The 26,822-nt window shown below is 42.1% G+C and carries 28 protein-coding genes and 1 pseudogene; 15 read left to right on the forward strand and 14 right to left on the reverse strand.

Annotated elements, in window-relative coordinates; translation table 11 throughout:
* Nucleotides 1-164 precede the first annotated feature (164 nt).
* The gene (locus HWQ38_RS30835; protein WP_196514950.1) at nt 165-398 is read left to right on the forward strand and encodes a DUF3134 domain-containing protein; all 234 of its coding nucleotides are present in this window, start codon (nt 165-167) and stop codon (nt 396-398) included.
* A 235-nt stretch (nt 399-633) separates the two neighbouring features.
* On the opposite strand, the gene HWQ38_RS30840 is transcribed toward HWQ38_RS30835, so the two are convergent.
* Both HWQ38_RS30840 and HWQ38_RS30845 read right to left on the reverse strand, forming a co-directional pair.
* Nucleotides 634-1,926, reverse strand: coding sequence for an MltA domain-containing protein (locus HWQ38_RS30840; protein WP_292801457.1), 1,293 nt, complete (start codon nt 1,924-1,926; stop codon nt 634-636).
* A 125-nt stretch (nt 1,927-2,051) separates the two neighbouring features.
* Nucleotides 2,052-3,407, reverse strand: a complete 1,356-nt coding sequence (locus tag HWQ38_RS30845; protein ID WP_292801459.1) for a proton extrusion protein PcxA — start codon at nt 3,405-3,407, stop codon at nt 2,052-2,054.
* Nucleotides 3,408-3,485: 78 nt separating this feature from the next.
* Between HWQ38_RS30845 and HWQ38_RS30850 the strand changes: the two genes are divergently transcribed.
* The 4 genes from HWQ38_RS30850 (at nt 3,486) to HWQ38_RS30865 (ending at nt 7,473) form a co-directional block, all read left to right on the forward strand.
* Nucleotides 3,486-5,663 (forward strand): recombinase family protein, encoded by a 2,178-nt coding sequence (locus HWQ38_RS30850; protein WP_292801461.1) that lies wholly within the window; start codon nt 3,486-3,488, stop codon nt 5,661-5,663.
* A 192-nt stretch (nt 5,664-5,855) separates the two neighbouring features.
* Nucleotides 5,856-6,116 carry a hypothetical protein gene (locus HWQ38_RS30855; RefSeq protein WP_292801463.1) on the forward strand — a complete coding sequence of 87 codons (261 nt, stop codon included), beginning with the start codon at nt 5,856-5,858 and terminating at the stop codon, nt 6,114-6,116.
* Nucleotides 6,117-6,245: 129 nt separating this feature from the next.
* Complete coding sequence (locus HWQ38_RS30860; RefSeq protein ID WP_292801465.1) at nt 6,246-7,082, forward strand: sulfite exporter TauE/SafE family protein; 837 nt, start codon at nt 6,246-6,248, stop codon at nt 7,080-7,082.
* A 1-nt stretch (nt 7,083) separates the two neighbouring features.
* Nucleotides 7,084-7,473 (forward strand): DUF1634 domain-containing protein, encoded by a 390-nt coding sequence (locus tag HWQ38_RS30865; protein ID WP_292801467.1) that lies wholly within the window; start codon nt 7,084-7,086, stop codon nt 7,471-7,473.
* A gap of 72 nt (nt 7,474-7,545) precedes the next feature.
* On the opposite strand, the gene HWQ38_RS30870 is transcribed toward HWQ38_RS30865, so the two are convergent.
* Nucleotides 7,546-8,016 (reverse strand): DUF202 domain-containing protein, encoded by a 471-nt coding sequence (locus tag HWQ38_RS30870; protein ID WP_292801469.1) that lies wholly within the window; start codon nt 8,014-8,016, stop codon nt 7,546-7,548.
* Between the two features lie 187 nt (nt 8,017-8,203).
* Between HWQ38_RS30870 and msrA the strand changes: the two genes are divergently transcribed.
* Entirely contained in the window at nt 8,204-8,869 is a 666-nt protein-coding gene (gene msrA, locus HWQ38_RS30875; protein ID WP_292801471.1) for a peptide-methionine (S)-S-oxide reductase MsrA, read from the forward strand.
* A 797-nt stretch (nt 8,870-9,666) separates the two neighbouring features.
* On the opposite strand, the gene HWQ38_RS30880 is transcribed toward msrA, so the two are convergent.
* Nucleotides 9,667-10,293 carry a type I restriction endonuclease gene (locus HWQ38_RS30880; RefSeq protein WP_292801508.1) on the reverse strand — a complete coding sequence of 209 codons (627 nt, stop codon included), beginning with the start codon at nt 10,291-10,293 and terminating at the stop codon, nt 9,667-9,669.
* A 364-nt stretch (nt 10,294-10,657) separates the two neighbouring features.
* Nucleotides 10,658-11,851: a serine/threonine-protein kinase gene (locus tag HWQ38_RS30885; protein ID WP_292801473.1), complete on the reverse strand. Its 1,194-nt coding sequence runs from the start codon at nt 11,849-11,851 to the stop codon at nt 10,658-10,660.
* 112 nt (nt 11,852-11,963) lie between these two features.
* Between HWQ38_RS30885 and HWQ38_RS30890 the strand changes: the two genes are divergently transcribed.
* Complete coding sequence (locus HWQ38_RS30890) at nt 11,964-12,215, forward strand: hypothetical protein (protein ID WP_292801475.1); 252 nt, start codon at nt 11,964-11,966, stop codon at nt 12,213-12,215.
* Nucleotides 12,216-12,438: 223 nt separating this feature from the next.
* Nucleotides 12,439-13,098 carry a hypothetical protein gene (locus HWQ38_RS30895; protein ID WP_292801477.1) on the forward strand — a complete coding sequence of 220 codons (660 nt, stop codon included), beginning with the start codon at nt 12,439-12,441 and terminating at the stop codon, nt 13,096-13,098.
* A 439-nt stretch (nt 13,099-13,537) separates the two neighbouring features.
* On the opposite strand, the gene rfbB is transcribed toward HWQ38_RS30895, so the two are convergent.
* The 5 genes from rfbB to HWQ38_RS30920 form a co-directional block, all read right to left on the reverse strand.
* Nucleotides 13,538-14,599: a dTDP-glucose 4,6-dehydratase gene (gene rfbB, locus HWQ38_RS30900; protein ID WP_292801478.1), complete on the reverse strand. Its 1,062-nt coding sequence runs from the start codon at nt 14,597-14,599 to the stop codon at nt 13,538-13,540.
* Between the two features lie 145 nt (nt 14,600-14,744).
* Nucleotides 14,745-15,746, reverse strand: coding sequence for a glycosyltransferase (locus HWQ38_RS30905; RefSeq protein WP_292801480.1), 1,002 nt, complete (start codon nt 15,744-15,746; stop codon nt 14,745-14,747).
* 148 nt (nt 15,747-15,894) lie between these two features.
* Complete coding sequence (locus tag HWQ38_RS30910) at nt 15,895-16,596, reverse strand: DUF6391 domain-containing protein (RefSeq protein WP_292801482.1); 702 nt, start codon at nt 16,594-16,596, stop codon at nt 15,895-15,897.
* Nucleotides 16,593-16,733, reverse strand: coding sequence for a hypothetical protein (locus tag HWQ38_RS30915; RefSeq protein WP_292801484.1), 141 nt, complete (start codon nt 16,731-16,733; stop codon nt 16,593-16,595). Before HWQ38_RS30915 ends, HWQ38_RS30910 begins: the two co-directional genes overlap by 4 nt.
* Before the next feature lie 281 nt (nt 16,734-17,014).
* On the reverse strand, nt 17,015-17,278 hold the full coding sequence (locus HWQ38_RS30920) for a LuxR C-terminal-related transcriptional regulator (RefSeq protein WP_292801486.1): 264 nt from the start codon (nt 17,276-17,278) through the stop codon (nt 17,015-17,017).
* A 291-nt stretch (nt 17,279-17,569) separates the two neighbouring features.
* On the opposite strand from HWQ38_RS30920, the gene HWQ38_RS30925 reads away from it, so the two are divergent.
* Nucleotides 17,570-18,898 (forward strand): transposase, encoded by a 1,329-nt coding sequence (locus HWQ38_RS30925; RefSeq protein ID WP_292801488.1) that lies wholly within the window; start codon nt 17,570-17,572, stop codon nt 18,896-18,898.
* Nucleotides 18,899-19,184: 286 nt separating this feature from the next.
* Nucleotides 19,185-20,162, forward strand: a complete 978-nt coding sequence (locus HWQ38_RS30930) for a carbohydrate kinase (RefSeq protein WP_292801490.1) — start codon at nt 19,185-19,187, stop codon at nt 20,160-20,162.
* A gap of 150 nt (nt 20,163-20,312) precedes the next feature.
* Here HWQ38_RS30930 and HWQ38_RS30935 read toward each other — a convergent pair whose 3' ends face one another.
* Both HWQ38_RS30935 and HWQ38_RS30940 read right to left on the reverse strand, forming a co-directional pair.
* Complete coding sequence (locus HWQ38_RS30935; RefSeq protein ID WP_334792373.1) at nt 20,313-21,113, reverse strand: RMD1 family protein; 801 nt, start codon at nt 21,111-21,113, stop codon at nt 20,313-20,315.
* Nucleotides 21,114-21,508: 395 nt separating this feature from the next.
* Complete coding sequence (locus tag HWQ38_RS30940) at nt 21,509-21,706, reverse strand: hypothetical protein (protein WP_292801494.1); 198 nt, start codon at nt 21,704-21,706, stop codon at nt 21,509-21,511.
* A gap of 203 nt (nt 21,707-21,909) precedes the next feature.
* Here HWQ38_RS30940 and HWQ38_RS30945 point away from each other — a divergent pair, with 203 nt between their 5' ends.
* Entirely contained in the window at nt 21,910-22,152 is a 243-nt protein-coding gene (locus tag HWQ38_RS30945) for a hypothetical protein (protein WP_292801496.1), read from the forward strand.
* A gap of 18 nt (nt 22,153-22,170) precedes the next feature.
* Nucleotides 22,171-22,389, forward strand: a complete 219-nt coding sequence (locus HWQ38_RS30950) for a hypothetical protein (RefSeq protein ID WP_292801512.1) — start codon at nt 22,171-22,173, stop codon at nt 22,387-22,389.
* A 98-nt stretch (nt 22,390-22,487) separates the two neighbouring features.
* Here HWQ38_RS30950 and HWQ38_RS30955 read toward each other — a convergent pair whose 3' ends face one another.
* On the reverse strand, nt 22,488-23,186 hold the full coding sequence (locus HWQ38_RS30955; RefSeq protein WP_292801498.1) for a polysaccharide deacetylase family protein: 699 nt from the start codon (nt 23,184-23,186) through the stop codon (nt 22,488-22,490).
* A gap of 139 nt (nt 23,187-23,325) precedes the next feature.
* Nucleotides 23,326-23,649: a hypothetical protein gene (locus HWQ38_RS30960; RefSeq protein WP_292801500.1), complete on the reverse strand. Its 324-nt coding sequence runs from the start codon at nt 23,647-23,649 to the stop codon at nt 23,326-23,328.
* Between the two features lie 310 nt (nt 23,650-23,959).
* Between HWQ38_RS30960 and HWQ38_RS30965 the strand changes: the two genes are divergently transcribed.
* The 3 genes and pseudogenes from HWQ38_RS30965 to HWQ38_RS30975 form a co-directional block, all read left to right on the forward strand.
* Nucleotides 23,960-24,778, forward strand: coding sequence for an RnfABCDGE type electron transport complex subunit D (locus tag HWQ38_RS30965; RefSeq protein WP_292801502.1), 819 nt, complete (start codon nt 23,960-23,962; stop codon nt 24,776-24,778).
* Nucleotides 24,779-24,822: 44 nt separating this feature from the next.
* On the forward strand, nt 24,823-26,214 hold the full coding sequence (locus HWQ38_RS30970; RefSeq protein WP_292801504.1) for a DUF2330 domain-containing protein: 1,392 nt from the start codon (nt 24,823-24,825) through the stop codon (nt 26,212-26,214).
* A 298-nt stretch (nt 26,215-26,512) separates the two neighbouring features.
* A pseudogene (locus HWQ38_RS30975) lies at nt 26,513-26,822 on the forward strand (transposase); the annotation flags it as partial.

Consider the following 26,822-nt stretch of genomic DNA (forward strand, 5'->3'; position numbering starts at 1 on the left):
GCAAAGACATTTTAATGGTAAGTAACTAGAGGAAGTTGAGATGAAAAACTCTATGGGTCACATTTTATCTGTTGAGAAAAGAGTTGTTTTACAAGACTTTTAACGCTAGTATACAATTTTACTGTTTCTGCACGCTGACCCGTAATTCAAAGTGAGTTTTTTTTATGCCTATAAGTCCTTTGCGTGAAGAACCTCGTAACCAGCGAGCGCCTGTAATTCGTACAAGTAATGAGTTTATTCTCTTGGAATGGTTAAAGTCAACTGGTCGTCTGATCGAACGTGAACATCAAGAATCTGAGTATCTAAATGAAGTAGAAGAAATTTCAGAAATGATCGACCTTGACGATATCCCTTACGATCATGATGATGACGATGCGGAGATGGATTTAGAAGCCTAGTAGGGTAATTCGTATAGCGGTTCTCGGTCCTTGTGAAATACAAGAACCCCACCCCCAACCCCCTCCCCGCAAGCGAGGAGGGGGCTATGATGTACCTCATCTGATTAATAAACGCTATAATTACTTACTTCAAAGGGTTTCATTGATTTGGAATGTGTAGTTTATTTACGCCGAAAGGCTAAGATTCCCGAATTTTTAGAGAAGTCGGGATCTTAGTATTAAAATGCGAGTGTGTTTAATTTTGGGACTTGAGTAATAGATAAAATAATTGTCCATTGCTGACTGTAATACCAGCGCGATCGCCTGCTAATTTCCCAGTACCTAAAAAATAATCTACCCTACCAGCACCTTTAATTGCACCTCCGGTATCTTGGTCAAGAACATAGCGACTAACGATGCGCTCCTGCATTTTTCCGGTAGGATTAACAAAGGGAATAGAAGTGCGAATCAAGGCTAAAGCACCCGGAGGCATGAGGGATTTATCTGTAGCAATAGAACGCTCTGCTGTTAGTGGTACGTTGATATAACCTTGGGCTGGCTGACCGTGATTTTCTTGAAAAAAAACAAAGCTGCGATCGCGCGGAATATAAATATTTAATTCTTGGGGATGCTTTTGGAAATAGTCGAGAATAATTGGCAAAGTTACGCCTTGTAGCGGTAATTTGCGATCATTCACTAATTCTCGCCCAATGCTTTTGTAATTATAAGCCGTATTACCCGCATAACCGATTGTTGTCTGAGTCCCATCAGGAAGCTGAAGTCTCGCCGAACCTTCAATTTGAGCTAGATATGGTTCGAGGCGATCGCTAAACCAAAACAATTCTAATCCTCGCAATTTCCCTTTTGCACCTTGTAAACCATTTGCTCCTTCTAATTCCAAGCGTGTAGGATGAGGCTTAGGCCAGGAGTTTAAATCAGCAGGTAAGCGATAAACAGGATAACGATATTCGGCTGTTGGGACGCGACTGGCTGCGTAAAGTGGCTCATAATAGGCGGTGAATAAAACGGAACCTTTGGTATCTTGACCGACTGACTGGTAAAGAACAAATTCCCGCTCAATGGCTTGACGTAATTCTATTGGAGAATTAGTTTTTAATAGGAGTTCGCGGAATCTTCTCAAGCTTTGAAACACGCGATCGCGCGTAATTCCAGCCACCTGATAGTTTTGATAAGCAGCCGCAGCATTAGCTGTTTGCAGGTATTGGAGACTCTGAGCGATCGCACTCATTAGTGCCTGTTTTTCTGCTATTTGTCCATAAAGAACTTCATCCAAACAAGAGGTATCACTTTGACAACAAGTAACTGGTAGTCTCTGGATTAATGGTGCTTTTTGCTTTTGTGTAAATGCATCTTGATTTTCAGCAGTCAAGGAAATTGGTATATTCCACTTTTGCAAACGACATTCTGGTGGGCTGAGTTCCCGATATGTTAAAGATTGTATCCGCACCAGCAAAATCGATAGAACCACAGGTAAGCTGATGGCGATAAATTTGTTAAACTTTTCTAACCCAGCAAGTGTATTTTTCATCAAAATTAAAACTTTTTAAGATTATCCCACCTCGCTCAAATTCAAAAATCAAAAATAATTTAATTGTTTGACAATACAAAAATTGTTCACCAATGCCCAATGCCCAATGCCCCATGCCCAATGCCCTATTCATTCATATTACGGTAAGTGGCAACTGCTGAAGGCGATATCCGGTTCAAAAATCGGAATATCCAGTATTTGAAAATCGTATCTAAAATCACCGGAAATGTAGCAATAAATAAGAAGATAAAATCTCGATTTGCTGGTAATCCCCAATGGCGCGATACACCTTCTAGTAGTACTTCCCAGCCATGAGGAGAGTGGAATCCTACAAATATATCAGTAAACAAAATGATGATAAATGCCTTAGCACTATCACTAAGTCCATAGACAATATTATCAACGAAATCTTTTAGCACAGCAATAGAAGATTTGCTGACTAATAAAAGGGAGATAAAAGCACCCACCGAGAAAATATCGGCAAAAACATTTTTGATAGCATTAGAGCTTTCGTGACGAAATTCTTCAGCAAGCTCAATAGCCTTATTACTCATTTCAATTTCCATCCGCTCAGGCAATAGTGGAGGAGCTTTTGTAATGAGATTTTCAAACTTGAGCTTTTCTTCAAATCTTTCTAATTCTGCAAGGGCTTCCTCTTCCATTTCGGAATTTATAAATATCTGCATTTTCTCACTACCTCTAAACCGCTCAACAAGTGGACCTACTACAAAAGCTTTTGCTATCTGATGGGTCAAAAGTGGTACGATAATTAATAGTAAAATAAACCTGATAGATATTATTGTTCTTCTTTGAGTCTGACGGAAACTCTGAATTACCTCTTGTTCAGAATTAGGATCTAATTCAACTTGCAAACGAGTGATAGTACTTAAAATAGAACGGGGTAAAATCCCTGTTGTATCAACTTTACGGTTTGGATTTGGTTTATTATCTGAGTCTTTAGTTGATAATTTGGGTGGTAACGGTGGAGTGTTGACGAGCAGCGACTTGTCATCAGATATAACCGAGTTAACTGGTAGATTTGGAGGTTTGACTATTAAAGCTTTAGAAGTTATTTGATCAGAACTTGTTGTGTATTTGGATATAACTTGATCGATAAAGTTAAGCTTTTCCAAAACCAAAGAAGCACTGGGATGCTCTATACCTACTTTCTGAGCAGCTTTTTGATTTTCTTCATTTAAAAACCAACGGCTGGCTTTCAACTCTGTAAGCCGCATCCTCGCAGTTTTTAATAGCTTTTTTAGGTCTGACTCAAAATAATCCATGACGCTGTTACTGTACATGGCTGAGTCAATGTCTATTTTATTACCATTAAAATGCTTACCTTCTATTTCCTGAATCTTTAATGCTGCATTATAAGCCTCATCTAAAGAACGTCCGGGAGTCTGTAAGTACCATCGATAAGCAGCAAGTAAGAAAGAATAGATTTTTTGGCTAAAAACAGAGTTTTTCATTGCAGACAATCATCCAGCACTATTTGGTGATTATTAACCTTAAGTTAACGCACGAGGTATACTAGCAAATCTATAAGGAGAAAGTTTGTGGTTTCTCATTCGGTTTGGATTGTTGGCACTAGCCGCAGTGGTAAGACGGCTCGCTTGGTAGAGCAATTTTGTAATTGGGTAAAATCTGAAAAGCAATATACTGAATCATTTTATACTAAAAAACCAGGACGAAAAAAAAGTGGTTATGTAGCAGAATTTTTAGATATTAAACAAACAGAGCTGGGAGTTTTAGTCTTAGCTGCCAATGATGATAATCGTCGAGAGTTAGGAGATATAATTGTTACATCTACCTTGGGAAAATATCCGGTTCGTGCGAAGACGCCACTAGGGTTTTTTCAGGATGAAGTTATTTTATTTTGGCCATTGCTAATTAACTCCTTGAACCTGAAGGCACAGTTTCCGGTAAGATTGCGCCCAGAAACGGAGCAAGAATTAGCAACCAAACTCTGGCGTCCCCAATTAGACGAAGAAATTTTACGTCTTGCGGGAGTGAATGAGTCTCGCTTGGTGCGTCGCATCCTAGACTTATTGCAATTAGCAGCTTACAGTGGTGTACCTTGCGAAGATATTGCCCAGATTTTGGCTAGGGGTTTAAAAGAAAATAATACAACTTTAGAGCCGGAATTTTTGGCATCTTTGCTCCTAGATTGGCGTAACTGGTGTTTAGAGAGAGGGTTATTAACTTATGGCATTATTACTGAACTTTATAGTCAATATTTATTGAGCGATCGCAATTACCAGCAGCATCTAACTAAACGCTATCAGGCGGTTTTGGCGGATGATGTTGATGATTATCCTAGCGTAGCGCGTCTTTTGTTTGAGTTGCTATTAGATCAAGGTGCAGTCGGGGCATTTAGCTACAATCCCGATGGTGCAGTGCGATTGGGATTGGGAGCAGATCCCAACTATTTAGAAGGGTTAGCAGAGCGTTGTCGGGTAGAAATCTTGACAGGGCCGCCTCCTGAGTCCCTTGGTGAGCAACTCACTAAACAGATGGTGGAATTAGTTACAGAACCGATGGTGCTGTTGAGTTTACCAGAGATTGTACACTCAATTCAAACTACCTCCCGCGCCCAATTATTGCGACAAACAGCAGAGGTAATTGCTGATGTTATCCAATCAAAGCAAGTGGAAGCAGAACAAGTGGCGATTATTGCACCAGGTTTAGATGCGATCGCTCGTTATACTCTAGTAGAAATCCTCGTTAAGCAAAACATCCAGGTACAATCGCTTAATGACCAACGTCCCTTAGTTAGTTCACCGATCATTCGCGCATTGCTCACCATGCTGGCACTAGTTTATCCCGGCTTGGGACGCCTTGTAGATCGGGATGCCGTGGCAGAAATGCTGGTTGTATTGAGTCGGAAACAACAAATACCAGAAAACTCCTTGCTTTTAACAGACGCGATTAATCGCGTCTCTACTGACATTGATCCGGTACGTGCGGGTTTGATTGCAGATTACTGCTTTTTACCCCATCCCGATCGCCCCAACTTGCTACCAATATCAGCCTTTGAGCGCTGGGATAGAATTGGCTATGCAGCGACCACAGCCTATAATCAGATATTACAGTGGTTAGAAGAGCAGCGATCGCAACAAGAACTGCGTTTAATTCCCAGTCCCATTTCCCTCTTAGACAGAGCAATTCAGCGTTTTTTGTGGAATGGTAGCAATCTCCCATACGAACAACTAGCAGCACTGCGGGAATTATTAGAAACCGCCCAACACTACTGGGAAATTGACACCAGATTACGACAAATTGCCCCAGTTGAGACAACGCCTCACACAACTATTATCGAATTCATTCAATTACTGCGACGTGGTACAATCACCGCCAATCCTTATCCTGTGCGCCCGATTGGTGGAGTCAGAAAGGCTGTCACCTTAGCAACCATATTTCAATATCGATCTAGTAGGCGATCGCACCGTTGGCATTTTTGGCTGGATGCTGGTTCACCTCTATGGGCGAAAGGTGGTGCGGCGACTTTGTTTGGTGCGCCGTTTTTCCTGCGAGACAGATTAGGCGAACCTTGGACAGCAGAAGATGAGAAATTGGCAGAAGAACAAAGACTGCGAAGGATTTTGGCAGATTTACTATCTCGTGTATCCGAGAGAGTTTATTTGTGTCACAGCGATTTAGCCGTGAATGGACAAGAGCAATTAGGGCCGCTGTTACCCTTAGTAAATGCCTGTGTGACGCATTCGGTTATATAAAACTTATGCAATATCAAACACCTCACCCCCAACCCCTCTCCTTAGTAAGGAGAGGGGAGATGAAGCACAGCTTTATCGGGGTGAGGTTAAGCTGTGCCTCATTCTTATTAAAAAACGCTATAGCACTTACTGAAATATCCGAGTAAATTAAAAATGATATTCCTGAAATAGTAAAAGAGGGTTGTTAAGTTAATGTCACTCGATTCGCTTAAGCAAGAAGCAACGAATCATAACACTTCACCACAAAGATTACGAGAATTAGCAGCAATTAATGATGAGCTAAGGAGATTAGTTGCTGCAAATCCTCTCGCCGATAGTAGTTTATTAGGAGAACTTGCGAGCCAAGCCAGAACTAACAAAGATGTGGAGATGCAAAGAGCGATTTCTCTACCCCAAAATCTGTTGTTACAGCCTCCACAATTACTTATTAATCACTTAAAACTATCAATTTAACAAACAAAAATATTTGTTTATATTAACGAAACTTCCTAGAATATTTGGGGGTGAAATCAACCAACTAGCAATCAGGTTGAGTTTCGCTTTCTAGTCTCAAGCAAAAAAGTTTGTGGCGGGGGAAGCAATTTGAACATCCTAGAATTTTCTCTATTGGTATGGTTTGGCTCATTTGTGGCCGGATTTTTGGGGGCACTAACGGGCTTAGGTGGTGGAGTAGTAATTGTCCCCTTTTTAACATTGGTGTTTGGGATTGATATTCGTTATGCGATCGGTGCTTCATTAGTATCTGTAATTGCTACATCTAGTGGAGCCGCATCTGCTTACGTTAAAGAAGGCTATACAAATGTGCGACTAGGAATGTTTCTAGAAATAGCGACAACCTTTGGTGCAATAATCGGGGCAATTGTGGCAGCGAAAATTTCCACGGGATCACTTGCTGTTGTATTTGGAATTGTTTTACTTTACTCGGCGTACTTATCCCGTCAAAGTCCACCCGAACACCTGAACAATTTGCCGCCAAATTCTCTAGCAATCCGTCTGAAGCTGAATGGTACTTATCCAACTCCCACAGGAGAACAGTCTTATAACGTGCGCGGAGTGCCCTTCGGATTTGGAGTGATGTTTGTCGCTGGCATACTTTCAGGATTGCTTGGTATTGGTTCGGGAGCGCTCAAGGTGCTAGCAATGGATCGAATCATGCATATTCCCTTTAAAGTGTCAACCACCACCAGCAATTTCATGATTGGAGTCACGGCGGCGGCTAGCGCTGGCATATATCTGAACCGAGGTTACATTGACCCCGGATTAGCAATGCCTGTAATGTTAGGAGTACTGTTTGGTGCTTTATTAGGAGCGCGGGTATTAGTCAGAGCCAACGTGAAGATTTTGCGAAATATTTTTAGTATTGTGATTTTAGTACTAGCGGTAGAAATGATGTACAAAGGGCTAACAGGGAGGCTTTAGAATGGCGAAAAGCAGGCGTAACAAATCTGAGCAGCGCTTTGAGCAATTTCTCGGCAACCTGTTAAGAGTTGGGGTCATTCTTGCCACCGCTTTGGTTTTGGCGGGGGGAATTTTGTATTTAATTCGCCACGGAAATGAGGCTCCCAATTATCAGTTGTTTCGGGGAGAACTACCAGAGTTTCGTAGTCCATCAGGGGTCGTGACATCAGTTGAATCTGGTCGTCACCGTGGCATTATTCAACTTGGTTTGTTGGTATTGATTGCTACTCCAGTTGTGAGAGTAGCCTGTTCACTATTAGCTTATGTGCAACAACGAGATTTTACCTATATTATTGTGACTCTGATTGTACTATTTGGATTGTTATACAGTCTGATTGGAGGATATTTTTGACCCTTTTGCCGTAGTGATTTTTAATATAAATTTCGTGACCGAGAAAGAAAAGGATACAAGCCCCTAAATTTATTAATGGGGATTATTAATTTTGAATTTTGAATTCGGAGCAAAGCGACGTGACTGTGGTTGAATTGGAACAGGAGAACGAGAAGGTACTTTATCACGCCTTAAGAGCAAAGGAATACTGAGAAGTCCCAAAATAATTACTACTCCGGTCATTATCCAAACCATTAACCGATTTGGTCTATAATCTGCTCGTTCAATTTGCCAGAAAACTTCGTTGTATCGCCACGCAGCTAACGCAATAGTCGAAATTCCAAAAATTACCAAAGCAACACCCAAGTTTTCCGAGTTAGATAATTGATGTACGGGAGGGTCTTGTTGAGTAATAGCAAGATTCAACTGGCGCAGAAATATACCAAATCGCGCGATCGCAAAACCAAAGCCAATCAATGCAATAGAAGTGCGTAGCCAAGCCAAAAAAGTACGCTCATTCGCTTGATGCTCTCTTTGCCGGTCAATTTTCGGTATTTTATCCATGAATATCTTCTGACACCAAATCCCCCTTTGATCAATAGCATTAACCAGTGAAACAGCAAACACTGAGACGCATCTGTAAGTATAAACACAGTCCAATCAGGACTTTGAGAAAATCCCAAGCAATGCCAGAATTTTTACAGCGTTAAAATAGTAAATAAGGTAAAGATGTATATCAGAGTCAAAATCAATGGCACTATTCGGATTTGGCAAAAAGGAAGTTATACCCACTGCTGACGAAGCTTTGTCAGGAAGGGCACAATCTATGTCAGTACCCGCTACTCATTATGTCAACAAGAATCCCCTAAAACCTCCTTATCCCGATGGATTAGAGAAGGCAATTTTTGGCTTGGGCTGTTTTTGGGGTGCAGAACGCAAATTCTGGCAACTTAAAGGAGTTTACACCACCGCAGTCGGTTATGCTGCTGGGTTCACACCCAATCCCACTTATGAAGAAGTATGTAGTGGACGAACCGGACACAATGAAGTGGTATTGGTTGTGTTTGATCCCAAAGTAATTAGTTATGCCGAACTACTCAAAGTCTTCTGGGAAAGCCACAATCCCACCCAAGGAATGCGCCAAGGCAATGATGCTGGCACTCAATACCGTTCGGGAATTTATGTATATTCTGAAAGTCAAAAGCAGCTAGCAGAAGCATCGCGGGAAGCTTATCAGCAAGCTCTCAACGGTGCAGGTTATGGCAAGATTACCACAGAAATCTTGGATGCACCTGAATTCTACTACGCCGAAGCTTATCATCAGCAATACCTCGCTAAAAACCCCAACGGGTATTGTGGTTTAGGAGGGACAAACGTATCTTGTCCCGTGGGTGTAGTTGAATCGCAAGTTAGTTGATAGAAATGGAGCTGCTAGGGTAGTCAACTTAACGTGAATTCGACAAACCTCTCCCTGCCTTGAACTTTAGTTCAAGTCTGTCCCTCTCCGACTCGGAGAGGGACAGGTTTTGTGTAGTTAAGAATATTTGTAGGTTGGGTTGAATAAGGTGAAACCCAACAAACCCGGCAAAATTGTCTAGATACATTACCTCATATAAATGCGATCTGCAAGACAAATCAGTGCATCGACGATAGTTTTAGCAGCGATGACAGCTTGTGCAACTGGAATTTAGTAAAATAACATAGCCTTTCCGACATTATTGATAAGTTTTGTTTAAGTATTTGCTCTAATATATAAGCATTTACAGCAAATGCTCAAGCAAAAGTTAGTCATGTTAAAGCATTTACAGCTTTTGCTTAAGCAATTGTTGTAAACGCTCAAGTAAAAGTTAATAACGTTAAAGCATTTACAGCTTTTGCTTAAGCAATTGTTGTAAATGCTCAAGTAAAAGTTAATAACATTAAAGCATTTATAGCTTTGACTTAAGCAATTGTTGTAAATGCTCAAGTATTTGTAAAATTGCTTATATTTTTGGATTGCAGCAGTTGCATTAAAATAGCGATGTCTACGATAGTTACTGAGCTTGCCGTACCCTTCGGGAAGCAAGCTACGCGCAGCGCGATGCCCTGAGCTTGGCGTTCACGTAGCGTCTCGTAGAGAAGGGTCTCGTAGAGAAGTACGGGCTACGCCTACGCATAGAATACCGAAAGTATTGGGATGGTGCGTTAGCCAAGGACATAACGCATCCTACAAAATTATGAATTACGAATTAAATGAGCTATGCGTTTTAACACTTTGACAACAGTATGTAGGTCATCCTCACGATTCAGTGACAGTGTGTAAGATAATGCATATCTCGGTGTACCCTGTTTCGTCAACTTAATAAATTGAAATTCCCGACCATTGATTACAAAACCATAGGTAGGTTTATCATTACTAGCATTAGCCAACATATAAGCTAATGCTTGAGGAATTGCTACCTCCAAAGAATATTCTGCTCGTTTTGCCTCAATAACCAGAACCCAAAATGGAGGATGGAACGCCAAGATGTCAATACGTCCTCTGATAATCGTGCCTTCGTCTTCAGAAGATATTTTTACCTCTTGTTCTGAGGCGATGTAAAAAGGCGGTTGGTAAAAACCTGCTAGACGCAATAGTGGAGATAGCACCACCATTTTAACTACAGGTTCCAAAATAGGATATTTCGAGAGATGCAAATATTCTGCCTTGACTTCCTTGAGAGATTGCTTTTCTAAGTCACTCAACTCAGGTAAATCATCCTGCCACTCTGAAAAAAAATGTTCGTCGTCTGCAAGTTGTAGACGAAATTCATCAATAAGTTGGGCTAAGGTGATATCTTTTCCTTGAAGAAGTTGAACCATTTGTAGACGAAATTCATCAATAAGTTGGGCTAAGGTGATATCTTTTCCTTGAAGAAGTTGAACCATTTGTTGAACCTTTAGAGCTTGTTTCAAAAGTCTAATTTATTACTAGCCCTGGCGACTAGAAGTCGCGGCTAGACAGACAAAACCTGCCTCCGCAGGTTAAAAACTCTTGATTTTTTCCTAGTCCACGGAGGTGGTCACTAAGCTTGCTTGCCCTGAGCCTGCGCCGAAGGGTCGAAGGGTCGAAGTGCGGACTAAGCTTTGTGTAGTAGCGAATTCTATTCGCCCAATCTTTTCAAACATCCTCTTATACTTAATCTGCCTAAAAAACCCTTGCTTGATATTTACCCAAAAGACTGTCTTACAGTGCAGATTTGAGTAAAGCGATCGCTCGCACCCACAACATAATACTAATAGGCGCTCCAATTAGAAGACCTGCGATCGCCCAGCCTCTTTGATGTGCTTTGAATTGCTCAATACTGCGCCACCGTCTACTTTTCCAAGCCCATTCATTGCCTTTTGCACCCAGTGCGATCGCCATTAACCACCAAACGTTGGGCATAAAAGTGAATAGCCCATACCACACTTGATTTGGCCACATCCACAACCAAGGCATCAGAAATGCGCCCCAATTCCAACCGAGAATTTCCTCTGGGACTGTTTCATTCTGATTCTTTATCCCGCATCCAGAATTGTTGATTATTTCTTTTAGCGGCAAAAGCTGATTCTTGTTTACAGATTTGATCGTCAGACCAGATTTGAGAGCATTTAGCGCTTGGCTAGCACTAGTAAATCGTTGTTCTGGAGCAGGTTCTATTAACTTTTGCAGCCAACTGACAAAACTAGGACTCAGGTTAACTCGGTCTGTAAATTGCAGGCGTAAATCCTGCTGGGGTAAATCAGCTGGGGAAGTCCCAGTTAACAAATGAATCAAAGTCGCTCCCAGTGCATAGAGGTCTGAAGCCGCAACCGCGCGACCACCAAATTGTTCCATTGGGGCATAACCATAAGTACCGACAACAGTAAAAGTAACGCCCTCTCGTGCCGCTTTATCCTGAACTGCGCCAAAATCAACTAAATAAATCCGATTATCTTCGCCCCAGATTAAATTACTCGGTTTTATATCTCTATGTAACACCCCTGGATTCAACTCATGTAGATACGTGAGAATATTTAAAACCTCAACAGCAATTTTTCTCGCTCGCTTTTCAGTAAATCTTTTGCCAACAGCAAGTTTTTCCTTGAGCGACTCACCAGGGATATATTCTTGTATTAAGGCAAACCAGAGTGTGCGATCGTCGATACAAAAATAATCTATATACTGGGGAATTCGGGGATGATTTAGCTGTTTAAGAACTTGTGCTTCCCTCTCAAAAAGTTTCAGGTCATCCCACTGTACAGTACCGCCAAAGGCCAAAAGTTTGACTACAACAGTCGAATTTTCGCCATCAGAGGCTTGTAAATCCTTTGCTAGCCAAGTTTGACGAATTCCATTGTTACCAAGTTGGCCTTGAATTTGATAACGGTCTTGTAATATCTGTTCTGGTTGCAGCATCTTACACCTGCTGGCAATTTACGCTGAATCTATTTCCTTATTATTTAAGGATAGTCATTATCTAGAAAAACTGTGGAGCTTGATAATTTTTTGAAAAAGGAGTACCTAAGCCATGAGAAAATTTAGAACACTTGATGAATTTGAAGAAGAGTACTTCCGTAAGCACTCGGAAGAAATCGACGATTATTTGACCGAGATATTTCAGGAATATGCAGAAGACAACGATTCCGGCGCGTTGTTGGCATCCTTGTGCGTCGTTGCGCGTGTACGAGGAATTAGTGAGATAGCCGAGCAAACAGGCATGACACGCCGGGGATTGCAAAAGCCTTATCCAGCAATGGCAACCCGCGCCTTGAAAACGTAAATTCCATCATGAAGGCACTGGGATATTGCCTCACGCCACAAAAAATCATGCCTCCAGCCGCAGAGTTCTGGACAAATCTGGAAGCAAAGTATCAAGTTCATCTAGTGGCTTCCCAAAAAACTTGATTTGATAAGCATTACAGTCTTTTGCTCTTGCTCTCTTGTTTTACTAAAATTAGCATGATAAAATACATCCGTTTAATATCAAGCTAAGGAGAAACTTCATGTTTAGTAATTGGTCTTGGGGTAAAGTCTTAAAAACTTTTGGTGGTTTAGCTGTTGGCTTTGCAAGTATTAGTACAGTTAACTACTTAACCAGTAACCATCTAGCTTTAGCGACATCAAATTCTTCTCAACTCCAGAACAGCAATCAGTTAACTATTAGCAAAGGCAAAATTAGCTCAGAAAATCTACTACTTGCTCAGGTTCCTTTTATTACTCGAATAATCAATGGTACAGTAGTTACGGCATACCCACTTTACCGTTACTATAATCCATCAACTGTTGACCATTTTTATACGGTTAATTTTGCTGAACTAGGAAATGGTAATAGCGGATATATCTCAGAAGGAATTGCCGCCTATATTTCTAAAATACAATACGCTGGAACTGTTCCTCTATATCGATATTACAGCTCCGCAGCTACAGACCACTTCTACACTACTAATTTTAGTGAGCTGGGTGGTGGTAAGAGTGGGTATGTGTTTGAAGGTATTGCAGGTTACGTTTATCCTAGACCTATTACAAATACTCTTCCTGTATATCGATATTACAGCTCCGGAGCTACAGACCACTTCTACACTACTAATTTTAGTGAGCTGGGTGGTGGTAAGAATGGGTATGTGTTTGAAGGTATTGCAGGTTACGTTATCCCCAGTAGCTAAGAGGTCATCATGCCCAATATTGAATACGACTGTGTAAGGCACTGGCTTTGAAAAAAGCAAGCAGCACTGTCTCAAATGTTGAATTAAAATTTTGCCATAAAAATTTTAATTCAACATTTTTAGTAGACCAAAAAGTTCTGCGATCGCACAAACTCCATCCATAATGCCTATTAATCAATCAGTAGTAAAAAAGCCTTTTCTCGGAAAGCGATTGAAGAATTTGCTCAAAATTAAAATAGACATCCAGACATAATTCTTGGTCGCTTACATTATGATGAATTAGTTCCCCATAAAAATTTGAGGCCGTTACTGGTTAGAGTTAGCCCAATTTTAGTAGGACTTACGCAAAAATACACGCCCTCCGGGGCAATTCATGAATTGCCCCTACGTGAAAATAAGGGTTTCGGCTATTGTTTGCGTAAGTCCTATTTAAATTATTCTACAGATAATTTTTGCGATAGTAGACTTGATATTCCGCAGACAGCAGAGGTTCCCACCAATCACGATGATTGAGATACCATTCAACAGTTAAATGTAAACCCTCAGCAATCGTTACTGAAGGTGTCCAACCAAGCTGAGTTTTAATCTTGTTCGCATTAATTGCATATCTCCGATCATGTCCCTGTCTATCCTTGACAAAAGTAATCAATTGCTTTGCCGGACGTATTGGTAAATCAGGTGCTAATTCATCCATCATTTGACACAAAAGTTGCACGAGGTTAATATTTTCCACCTCATTGTTACCACCAATATTGTATGTTTCCCCTGGTTGACCATGATTGATTACCACATCTAAAGCACGACAATGATCGCCCACATAAAGCCAATCGCGCACATTTTTACCATCGCCATAAACAGGTAATGGTTTGCCTATCAAAGTGTTTATACACATCAGGGGAATTAGCTTTTCAGGAAACTGATAAGAACCATAATTATTAGAGCAATTTGTGATAATGGTTGGAAGTTTATAAGTATGATAATAAGCACGCACTAAATGGTCACTACCAGCTTTTGAGGCTGAATAGGGACTATTGGGAGCATAGGGTGTAGTTTCAGAAAAAGTTGGATCATCTGCGTCAAGACTACCGTAGACTTCATCAGTAGAAACGTGTAGGAAACGATAGTTAAATGGCTGTGCTTTTGCTTCCCAATGTTGCCGAAAAGCTTCTAGTAGGGTGAAAGTTCCTACCACATTAGTTTGCACAAAAGCAGCCGGGCATAGAATCGAACGATCAACATGAGATTCGGCAGCAAAATGAGCGATCGCATCAATATTTTCAGTTGCTAGTAGCTGATCTATAATGGTGCGATCGCAAATATCCCCCTGCACAAACCGAAAATTTTCTCTTCCCTCAAAGGGCGCCAAATTCAGACGATTCCCCGCGTAAGTCAGAGCATCCAACACCACCACCCGATCATCGGGATAAACCTGACACCAATGATGGACAAAATTCGCCCCAATAAACCCCGCACCCCCGGTAACTAATAACCGCCGACTCATTCAATTTCCTCTCTTTTCTCTGTGTTATCAGCGCCTGGAGCGGTTCGTTTATCAAATTTTCCAGAAATAAATTATTCAATCTTGTGGGGCGGGCAAGATGCCCACCCTACAATAAATAATTGAATATTTTTTTATTTGGAAGTCTCTATTTCAAGTGAAAGTATTTCTTCCTCACCTTACCGTATATCCTCTGTGCGAGTAATTTAGCCATATGTATTTTCGTCAAACTCTTAATATTAGAAGGTTGCTGTATCTTGTGGTCAAAAAACTGATTTAACTCATCCAGAATAACTTGGAAACGCTTAATAATATTTTCAGTTCGATACTCAGCCAAAAACTCTTCGGACAAACTAAACGCTACTGAAGAATCAAGTACCTTCATAACACGTTGGACATCATATTCTTGTGAATAGCCAGCAATTTTATAGCAATTAAATCCCGGATCTAAGTAATCAGCCAGTCCCCCGTTGACACTAGAAAATACTTGACAGCCACAGGCAAGAGCTTCCATTGGTTGCAGACCAAATCCTTCACTAACACCCTGTTGTGCCCAATACTCAGCCGAATCATAGAGATAAACTTTAGCTCGGTTGAATAGTCCAGGTAAATCCTCTATGTATGAGTCAACAACCAATACTTTACAACGTTTTTGCAACGCGGGAATCAATTCTTTGATTAAATACTCAGAAGATTTTCGAGCCTGAACTAAAACATCAATATCCCGTTCCAGACCTAAATTTTGAAACTGATCAGAAATTTGATTTGGCAAATAATAAATCAGAGAATTGGGTGATTTTTCTCCCCAATATCCCATTGTATAGCGGCTAACAGTGATGATTGGAATACTCGCAGTTAGCCGAAATGGATAGCCTGCACTATGTGCATGGTAAACGACATTGTATTGCTTAAGTTTAGCCACGAGTTGAGCTATATCAAATCCCCAACTGATCACAAAAATTACATCACTTAAATTTTTCTCTTTTAGCAAATCATCAATAAAAAGCTTACCTTTTTCTCGTTGACGGTAAGTTACAACATCAGCACTACAGAACTGCTGAACCAGATTAAGCGCTTTTAACTCTGCCCAAAGTCCACCACAGGCAAAATTGCCATCTGTACCGGGGAGTAAGAAGTAAAGTTTTCTCATAATTTTTTTAGGGGAGTGGGGAGTGGGGGAAGACAAGGGAGACAAGGAAGAGGGAGAAGTAAATGTCTCGTTGTCCTCCTTGTCCTCCTTGTCCTCCTTGTCCCCCTTGTCCCCCTCATCCCCCTCATCCCCCTCATCCCCCTCATCCCTACTCTTGCCAGTCTACTTTAACAAAATGTGCCTCACGCCCCCAAGGGTCGCGTGTACGGGTAATATTTTTAATTGCTAGGTTAAAAGGAATGGCAGTTGTTAAGTAACGCTGTGCCATATAACCTAAATCAGGTGCGAGTTGAGCGGCTGTCGTTGCTGCTAACCCCAAACCTATAAGTTGCTCGATTGGTCGAAATGGTAGCAACAGATGTACACCCACAGCTAATCCAGCTGTTAAGAGCATTGCTACTGATAAATTTGTGCCGCAACGCGGATGTACAGCCAAATCCCATTCTCCACTGGTGAGGCGATGTCGAGCAAGTGCAATCGCACGCCGCAAATTACTAATATTCACCTCACCATAGAGGTAGAATCCCTGCTCAGTAGATAAACCGCCTAATAGTTCATTATCTAATTGAACCTTAGTGGGTTTTCCTGTGGCAGCATAGGCACTTTTTGATTCGCTAAGAACCCAAACAGTAGCATGTTCTAAGGCGTGAACCTGCCGCAGCATCAAAATTTCTTTCAAACCTGGAATAAACGATAGCTGTCTGAGTAAGTCGGCATCTTGTGTAGGTTGCGGAAAGTCTGAAAATCGGTCTTCAAAACTCGGAACTTTCTCAGATACAGGTGTTGTAAGATCAAACTTAAAAAATTCAAAGGGAGACGAGCCACCCTGAAAAGAAGCAGAAGTATTCATTGGAACACCGCTCTCCAAACCGATGGAGTAACATATATTTCTTTCAAATGTAACGCTTGCACCACTAAATTGTTGCTAATTTTTGTGGATGATTGTTTAGTTGGGGCATGGGGCATGGGGCATGGGGCATTGGGCATTGGTTATTCTCCTCTGCTCCTCTGCCCTCCTGATTCTAAAAGTCCCCAGTCCTACATCTATTCTGCTGAATTTGGAAAGGAATTCTGATCTTTATAGTTTCCGAGTCCGAGGGTCAGCTGGCTCCACTAACATAAACTCCGGCTGAGTGAAGGACTCGGAACTTTTGGTAGAGTGTTCACACTGAAAACTTAGGCGTGAGGAGGGGAAGAATCAGTAAACCTCATTCATTGGCTCTTTACTATACCAGACCAGAGCAATTACGTTGCTACTAGTAAATTGTTTATTCGATCTGGTTAGGAAGAAGACAGCAATTGACATCATTCAAACAAACTTTGCCCCACTGTAAAGCCCACCGGACAAGAGCGACTCGATTGTCTGTCTCGGTTTTGGTGAGAATATTACTGATATGGTTATCAACTGTACGCTTGCTAATCTCCAGTTTTCCTGCAATCTCTTGGTTAGTTAAGCCAGTGGCCACTAAGTCAATAATTTGCAGTTCTCTGTCTGATAGACTAACGGGGGTCTCAGACTTGCCACCAGCCATGACTATTTCTATCCTCTGTTGGTATATGTACTTAATCGCTCTTTCTAATTCTAGAGGATTCTTTTGTTGGTAGGGGTTTCAACATGACCAGAAGGAGTCCCCCGCTCTACCTGTACTCAGGTGAGCGGCGGGAGGAATTCGCGTCAGTGAAGAGATTCGCCCCCGAACAAAACCGACAATCGCAGATGAAAGGAAAGTGAGGGGGCGGTCGATGAACGAACAAATCCCTTACTCCATCTCTTGTTTTGTTTATCTTCACGAGATACAATAATATCAGAGTTGGTGAAGATAATGTCCCAAATAATCACTGCCAAGCTGAAACTAAACCTGACCACCGAGCAAAAAGACTTGGTGTCTCAGACTACTTTAGCCTACCGTGACGCTTTGAATTACGCTTCACAAGTCGCTTTTGATGCGGGTAAGACCAGCAATGGTGCTAAGTTGCAGAAAGCTGTCTATAACGAATTGCGGGTTCGATTTGGCCTTGGGGCACAGATGGCTTGCAATGTACCTAGACAAGTATCTGGAACATATAAAACCCTCTGGACTAAGGTAAAACAATCTGCTGATGCTATTGCTAAAGGCTACACGAAGAGACGATACAAAGGGTTAGATAAAGCCCCTAAATATATCTCTCGGACATGCACCTTAAACTATCAGCGTGACTACTCTTTTAAGACTGAGCGGCAAGTGAGTATTATCACGCTTCAAGGTCGAATAGTAGTGACCTATGATGGATACAATAAGCATCTAGATTTAATTGCCAATGGTGCAAGGATTGGAGCAGCTAAAATTGTCTATCAGCGTTCTTCTAAGACCTACTATCTAATGGTAAGTGTTGAAGTAGAAACGCCTGAAATTGACCCATTAGAAATAACTAGAGTATCTGGTGTTGACGTGGGTATGCGTTACCTAGCTGTGGAAACAGACTTGAGGAACAAGTCTAAATTTTATTCGGGCAAGTCAGCTAGGCACAAAGCTAATCGCTATCACAAAGCTAGACAGACTCTTCAGCGTAAAGACACTCGTTCTGCAAAGCGGAGACTAATCGCTTTATCGGGAAGAGAAAGACGGTTTATCGTTGATATAAACCACCAAATCAGCAAAGAAATTGCTAAACCTAAGAGCCTAATTGGGCTAGAAAACTTAACCGGAATACGGGATAGAACTAAGTCTACATTAGGAAAGAAGGCTAGTAAGAAACAGCGAAGAGCTAATAGGAACAAGGCTAAATGGTCGTTTGCCGAATTGCATGGCTATATCGACTACAAGGCTAATCTAAATGGTTCTCTAGCTACTAAAATACCCGCACATTACACATCGAAGAGTTGTCCCAAGTGTGGACATACTTCAGACGCGAATAGACCTAATAAAGGATTATTGTTTCGCTGCAAATGTTGTGAACATGAGCTTCATGCTGATTTGGTTGGTGCGCGGAATATTGCAATGAGAACGCTGTTAGTTCGGCAAGACTGGACTAGTACGGGGATCTTGTCAGCATCCCCTAATGTGTCGAGCGGTGAAACCAAAGCTGAAATCCTGCAAAGGTTCTCAGAATTGCGGTGGAGTTCAGATACAAGCCCACACGCTCTGCGGTACTCCCGCGAGAGTGTTGGGTAGTTGACGTGTTAACAGTAATACTATTGTGAATATTTTCTTTGGATTTAAAGTTTGCATAAATCTAAACTCTAAAATCTTTCAGCATTAAATAATACATTTATTTCTGAATAATCGAGTTTATTTACTGAGATGATGTTGAAAAGTATTAGAAGCATATACATATTATAGGAGTAGTTAAAATTGCTATTTAATTCTATGAAGGACTGGCGACAGATTAGCAAAAATTATTGTAGATTTTATACTGTAAATTCCTAATCCCAAATCGAAATCTAAAATTGAAAATGAGATGAGCAATCCCCGTGTTTTGTGCCTTGGTGAAATTTTGTTTGATTGTTTAGCCGATCAATTGGGGCTAAAGCTGGAAGAAGTGAAATCTTGGACTCCCTACCCAGGAGGGGCACCAGCTAACGTAGCCTGTGCTTTAGTCAAGCTGGGGACATCAGCCGGCTTTATCGGAGCAGTTGGCGAAGATGAACCAGGGAATGCACTGGTGAAGCTCTTACAAGATGTAGGTGTAGAGACGACGGGGGTACAACGCCATCCCACAGCACCAACGCGACAAGTTTATGTTACACGGGATCTGGCTGGCGATCGCACCTTCGCCGGATTTGGTCGGTATGACACCGCAGAATTTGCCGATACTCACCTGCAAGCTAAACAATTGTCAGATTCTCTGTTTCAAGAGGCAGATTTTCTGGTTTTGGGTACTTTGGAATTAGCCTATCCTGAAAGTGAAGAGGCAATTCACCGCGCTCTAGAGTTAGCTGAACATTACAACTTGAAGATTGTGCTGGATGTCAACTGGCGTCCTGTATTTTGGGATGAGCCAAACATCGCTCATCAAAAAATTCCAGAATTATTTAAGCGAGTCGATTTCCTCAAACTCTCCAAAGAAGAAGCCCAATGGCTATTTGAAACCGCAGATGCCGGAGCCATCACTTACCGTCTGGCTTCTATTGAAGGAGTGCTAGTAACAGATGGGGAAAACGGTTGTAGCTACTGTCTGGGTGAGAATGAAGGTAAATTACCTGCATTTTCCATCCCTGTAGTTGATACAACTGGTGCAGGGGATAGCTTTTTGGCAGGATTCATCCATCAACTGAGTCAGCATGGCATCCACAGCTTGCGGGATGCAGAAACAGCAAAACGCATTGTCACTTATGCCAGTGCTGTTGGGGCGCTGACTACTATTAAAGCAGGTGCGATCGCATCTCAACCTACTGCTGCTGAAGTCGAAGCTTTTCTAGCTGCACATCAACTCTAGGAACTAGCATAAGCCTCTGGGATATCAGCCACCAAAAACTGATATCCCAACTAGAAAATGGATGTGGTAATAAACTATTTTCATCTGGTTCTGAACAGGGGAAAACTTCAAATCAAAAAGCTTTAAGGTATCTCCAAGCTTAGTTTAGCGTTAGCGTTTGAAAATGATGTCGTACAGTGACAGCAAAATTTCCACCACAATCAGAATCACCACATACCACTCTACTCGTTCACTACTGCTATGCTGCATAAACTCCAGCACCGTTTGTGCGGTTCGGGAAATTAGCTCTAGTTTGCGTTCCAGAGCGTTGTGACGCTCACGGATTTCGTATTCATCCTCCAAACGCAGATATAAGTTTTCTAGCTGTGGGGACTCCCAAAGCAACTCTGGCTTATCGATAATTTCTACTCGACCCACAATCTTATGTTGAACTAACAGGGTAGTCCCAAGTTGACGCAGTAATTCCCGACTCTGGCGTCTACTCCTGTTTTTTCGCTGGAGACTAGCTGCAAACGGTTCAATTTGATCAAATACAGTCTCTAAGCTAGTTTCATAATGAGACAGCACAACACTCTTAGCGAGAATATCAGCCACTATCTGCAAGCGTTCTACACTAAATTCATGCAGCAAAATTTTTCCTTCCTTGACTCGCTCACTCTCTGCAACGTTGAGATGAACTTCCACCTCTTCTGTTTCCGGGTCGGCAAAAGAGTCACTAACTTGAGAGGATAGTTTGGTCAAGAAGGCTACCTTTTCTACAGGCTCAAAGTTAAACAGGACAACTGCACCATAGCCCAGCAGTACCGCACAGCTGTGTTCACCTCCTGTAACCATTACTGGCCTAGCCGCCAAGCAAACGTAATTTTCCAATGTTTGTAGGTTAATCTTCTTACCAAGGAATAGGGCCTGCGCTCTAAAGCTATCTCTGTCATTAAAAAGGAGTTTTTGCATTGTCGCCCTATACTATATTTTGCCTGTTAATCTGTGGGGGTAGCGATGTCTACGACGGGCTACGCCTACGCAATTGATCCGGTGTTGTTGGAGATCACTGCAATCTCAGCTTACCAATAAACCTATCTAGCACTGCTAAAGGTGGGCTTGGATTCTGGCGACTACTTACTTACCCTTAGCTCAAATAGAAAGCGAGCAAAGACATTTTAAAAATATAGAAACTAAAGGATTCCTCCCTAAAAGATTCGCAAAGATTTCAGATGCGATCGCTGGTTGAAACACTGACTCCCTATGAGCATCCTTAACAGGATATTTGAAAACTATTAGGCGAATAGAATTCGCTACTACACAAAGCAAAGTCCACCTGCGTGGACTAAGAGAAAATCAAGGGTTTTTTAACCCAGGTCGGTGGGTTTTGCCTGTATAGCCAAGCCAGTGCGTTGGGGAGCCAGCGCTGTGGGCGGGTTTCCCGACTTGAGGCGACTGGCATCCGGCTTTGCCGACTTGTTCGCGCAGCGTCTCCCCTTGGGAGAAGCATCTGGCGCGCGACTTCTAGTCGCCAGGGCTAGTATGAATTGAGACTTGACAAACATCCTCTAAGATTTCCAGAAAAAGCGCTTTTTCTCAATTAGTTAAAATCCCGAAAATCAATAAAAATGATAATTGCCAAAGTATTTGACATCTTAAATATGAGAAATAAAAGTATTGTAACGACAGAATAACTTTGTAAAAAGTGGGCTTCATTCTTAGGTAAATTAAATGATAAAACGAGATATGAAAAGTTTGGTTTACCACCATGCCCAAGCGACAAAAACAAAACTATGACTACGCACAACAACCTAAGACTCCTACTATAGATAATCAAGCGATGCCTTCTCTACGAGACGCTCCACGAACGGCGGGCTACGCCTACGCTAATCATAAGACACGCTTTATTAACCCCAGCAGTTTTTGCCCAAGAAAATATTATAAACAGTTAGGATTACGAGATAGAATTCTGAAATTATCGTTAATGGTGGCAGCAGTATTAAGTATATAGGCATGATAAAACCGATATATGTTTAGTTTTGTAAAAACGGTGAAAAAAGGTATTTGTCAGCTATGTGTTCAATTTAAATTTCGTTATATACTTGTCAATTTTCCCGCCCACCTACTTAACGTTGATGATCCTATTAAGTACTTCGGTGGAAAAGAGAATCAAGATTTAGGAGTCGTCAAAGCCCAGCGATCGCCAGTCTCTAAGCTAGATTTATCCCCTTTTCCTGCACCCTATTGACAAAAGTGTAATTACGTTAATCTCTCACGGATGCCCACTGATTGATTCTGAATTCTGCATTCTTCTTCTATTAGCATTTGAGTAGCAGAAATCAAAAATCAGGACAGTAGTACTTTCGTGTGGTTAGCCTTAGCTCGTTGCCACAGAGTATCAACAGTCACAAACTCATAGCCTTGTTGTAGCAGTTGCGGAATCAGAATTTGAATTGTGGCAGCAACATCTTCTCCACCGCAAGCACCATCATGCAAAACAATCAGCGAACCATTTTTGACTTGCTGCATAATTCGCTTGACTACGGTGGTGACGCCTGGCCGCACCCAGTCTTCTGGTACAACACTCCACATAACTGGGCGGTAATTCCACTGAAATAATAATTTTAAAGTCGCAGGTGTAAATAAACCATTGGGGGGGCGAACATCTCGCAGTTGTTCAGGTTGCAGGTTGCAGGCGTTGTAGATGGCAGCTTGGGTTTTTTCTAAACTCTCCTTCAGGTCATTTGGGGAAAGCATCGGAAAAGAGCGATGATCGTAGCCATGCAATCCAATCCAGTGGCCGCGATCGCTCACGGCTTTGGCAATGCTTGGTGAACGGTTGACGCAAACACCCAACCAAAAAAAACTAGCTGTGATATTGTAACGGTCTAATACAGCCAAGACTTCGGGTGTGTATTGCGGATGGGGACCATCATCGAATGTGAGGGCGATCGCTTTAGAATTGCGATTTCCAGCCCAAAGGCAGTTGGAAAAACTCGGCTGGAGAATGCGGTAGAAAATGGGGAACAGGGGAGCTAGCTGCATTTTGCGTTTATCTGCTGCGGACAACTTTTTGTAGGTATTGCTTACGAAACTGCGATGTCTGCGACGGCCTATTTCGTTCTAGACATAAACCGCCCAGAACTAAAGTTCCGGGCTAATAGCTAAAGTCCGTTAAAACGGACTATAACTTTTTCTCAGTCGTCTTGAGACGACTTTCGCTATTAGACTCAGAATTCATTCTGAGGCGGGCTAGATGAGAATGAAATAGCCCTGCTTCCACTTCAGAACTCGGCACTTCCACCTCAGAACACCAAACTCCGTGCTTGGAACTCGGCACTTCCACCTCAGAACACCAAACTCCGTGCTTGGAACTCGGCACTTCCACCTCAGAACACCAAACTCCGTGCTTGGAACTCGACACTTCCACCTCGGAACACGAAACTCCGTGCTTGGAACTCGGAACTTCTACCTCGGAACATGAAACTCCGTGTTTAGGGACTTCCAAATAAAAAAATATCCCAAAACTGACGCAAAAATCCTCTCTATTTCTCTTCTCTCTGTGTTCTCTGCGTTTCTGTGGTTCATTTCTTTGGATAATTTATTTCTTGGAAGTCCCTTAAAACTCGGAATTTCCACCTCGGAACACAAAACTCCGTGCTTAAAACTCGGAACTTCCACCTCGGAACATGAAACTCCGTGCTTAAAACTCGGAACTTCTATTTTGTAACAAAATCTGTAACAACAATACTGTTTGAGCTAACACTCGTCTAGATTATTGATGAGAAATCTACGGGGAATCCCTGAATGAAAGGGTAATGTTGCTCAAAGATATACGAGATTATCAAATTCTTTTTCTGGGCTTGTTCCTAATCTTGGGAATCGGTACACGAGATTGGACGCTGCGACCAGAGTTAATTGGGGTAGCGATCGCCACAAGTCTTACAACCCAATGGATTTTGTCATGGATAACAGGCAAAGAACAAATCCCCAATCTTCGGAGTGCTTTAATTACATCTTTAGGACTCAGTTTACTATTGCGGGCTGATCACTGGACAACAATGGCAATAGCCGCAGCAATTGCGATCGCCAGCAAATTTATTTTTCAAGTTGGTGATAAGCATTTCTTCAATCCCGCCAATTTTGGCATCATTTCCGCTTTGATTCTCACCCCCGATGCTTGGGTTTCGCCGGGACAATGGGGTGAAGAGTGGTGGTATGGGCTATTATTTGTCGGTACTGGCGGCATGATTTTGCAACGCGTTGGTCGCTGGGACACCACAGCAGCTTTTTTGGGTGCCTACTCTTTGCTGGAAGCAATTCGCAATCTCTGGCTGGGTTGGACTTGGGATGTTTACTGGCATCGATTGATGAGTGGGTCTTTGCTGCTGTTCGCTCTATTTATGATTACAGATCCGCGATCGATCCCCAATTCCCGAATTGGGCGTGTAGTTTGGGCAGTCTGCATCGCCGGATTAACTTTTATCCTGCGAAATTATTTCTTTGTTTCCACAGCAGTTTTCTGGGCGCTGTTTGCCCTTGCGCCATTGACCATCTTGCTAGATGTTCTCTGGTTAGCCCCACGATTTTCTTGGCAAGAGACAGATGAGGGAGAACTCCTGTACAGACGCGATTAATCGCATCTCTCCCAACTCAGCACTAAAAAAGATAGAGGTATAAAATGAGATTTTTTCGACTCTTAACGCCATTCTTGTTGGTAATCGTAGCTGTTTTGTGCTTTGCACCCGCAGCTTGGGCATTTTGTGGATTTTATGTAGCCAAAGCTGATACAAAACTATATAACAAAGCTTCTCAAGTTGTGATTGCACGGGATGGCGATCGCAGTGTCATGACAATGGCAAACGACTTTCAAGGCGAGGTGAAAGATTTTGCAATAGTAATACCTGTGCCAACGGTGCTGCAAAAAAAGCAAGTTCGTGTAGTTGAACCGAAAATTATTCAGCCCTTAGATGCTTTTAGTGCGCCGCGATTGGTAGAATATTTTGACTCAGATCCTTGTGCTGTAAGTGATTCGCTAGCTCGACCTGCTCCAGCATCTAGAGCAGGCGCAGTCAATGAGGAAGCTAAAAAGACAAGCGATCGCAGTTTAGGTGTGACAATCGAAGCACGTTTTAACGTCGGCGAATATGACATTTTGATCCTCAGCGCTAAAGAATCTGGCGGACTAGAAACTTGGCTTAAACGTAATGGCTACAAAATCCCCAGAGGGGCAAAACAGTTACTTCAGCCCTACATTCGCTCCTCAATGAAATTCTTTGTTGCCAAAGTCAACTTAGATAAATTTGAGAAATCTGGCTATCAGTTCCTGCGTCCGCTACAAATTTCCTACCAGTCACCTAAATTCATGCTGCCAATTCGTTTGGGCATGATCAATGCCACAAAAGAGCAGGATTTGATTGTCTACATCCTCTCGCCCCAAGGACAGGCAGAAATCACTAACTATCGGACAGTGAAAATACCCTCCGATGCAAACATTCCCTTATTTGTCAAAGATGAATTTGGTGAATTCTACAAATCCATGTTTCAAACTGCCTACACCAAAGAAGATCGGAAAGTTGGTTTTTTGGAATACGCTTGGGATATGGCTAGTTGCGATCCCTGTTCTGCCGATCCCCTGACTCCAGAAGAACTCAAGCAAGCAGGCGTATTTTGGCTAGATGATAATTCTTCAAGTAATATGCCAGTACCCCCTAGCTTTCGTCGTTCCTCTCCTAGTAGTAACGTTTTCATCTCCAGATTGCATGTCCGCTACACCCGCGACAAATTCCCTGAAGACCTGATGTTCCAACAAACTGCCAACAGTGAATCTTTCCAAGGGCGTTATGTTTTGCAACATCCATTCCAAGGGGAACTCAAGTGTCAGGCGGGTAGAGAATATAAGCGGTCTTTGCCCAAGCGTTTTGAACAAGAGGCGCAGACTCTAGCTAAGTTAACCAACTGGAATATCCAAGATATTCGCCAGAAAATGCAGATGAGTGTAGGAAATGTCACATATTCCTTGTGGGAAAGTTTCTTATCCTGGTTTGGATTTAACTGCTGGAGTTTAGACTAAAAGCGATATGAGAGAACGCAAACCAAATGGAATTAGAGGTTAAAAATATTATCTTGTCAACCTCAAAGCATCCGCGACCTTGAACAATTATTGTGTAGTATACTTGCCGACAAACTAATACAATAATGATAATCATGAAAATGGTGGGAAAGGAACGAGCGTCGCTCGTTCCTTTCCCACCCCCCCCTTATTCGATTATCATTATCAGATAATCAGCAAGAAAAAAGGGGTGTCTGATTGAATACAGTCCCCCTTTTGGCAGAAAGTGAGAAAAGAACTACCATTACTCACCTGCCAAACTGTGGGACAAGGATATAGTACTATTGCTTGGATACCAGAGGATTCAGGTAGTTGGGCGCTACCCTTAAGGCATGAAAGAATTACAAGTGGGGAAAGTCCAATCTCAAAAGCAATTTGGCAACTAAAACAGGTGTGTAAATATTTACCCACTAGACCGATTTCAGTTTGGGATAGTGAATATGGATGCGCGCCTTTTGTCTTAAAAACTGCCAATATTCCCGCAGATATTCTCGTTCGGTTGCGCTCAAATCTGTGTTTATGGGGTGAACCTGAAGCTTATTCGGGTAAAGGACGACCCAAAAAACACG

It is taken from the genome of Nostoc sp. NMS7 (assembly GCF_017115085.1).
GTDB lineage: Bacteria > Cyanobacteriota > Cyanobacteriia > Cyanobacteriales > Nostocaceae > Nostoc.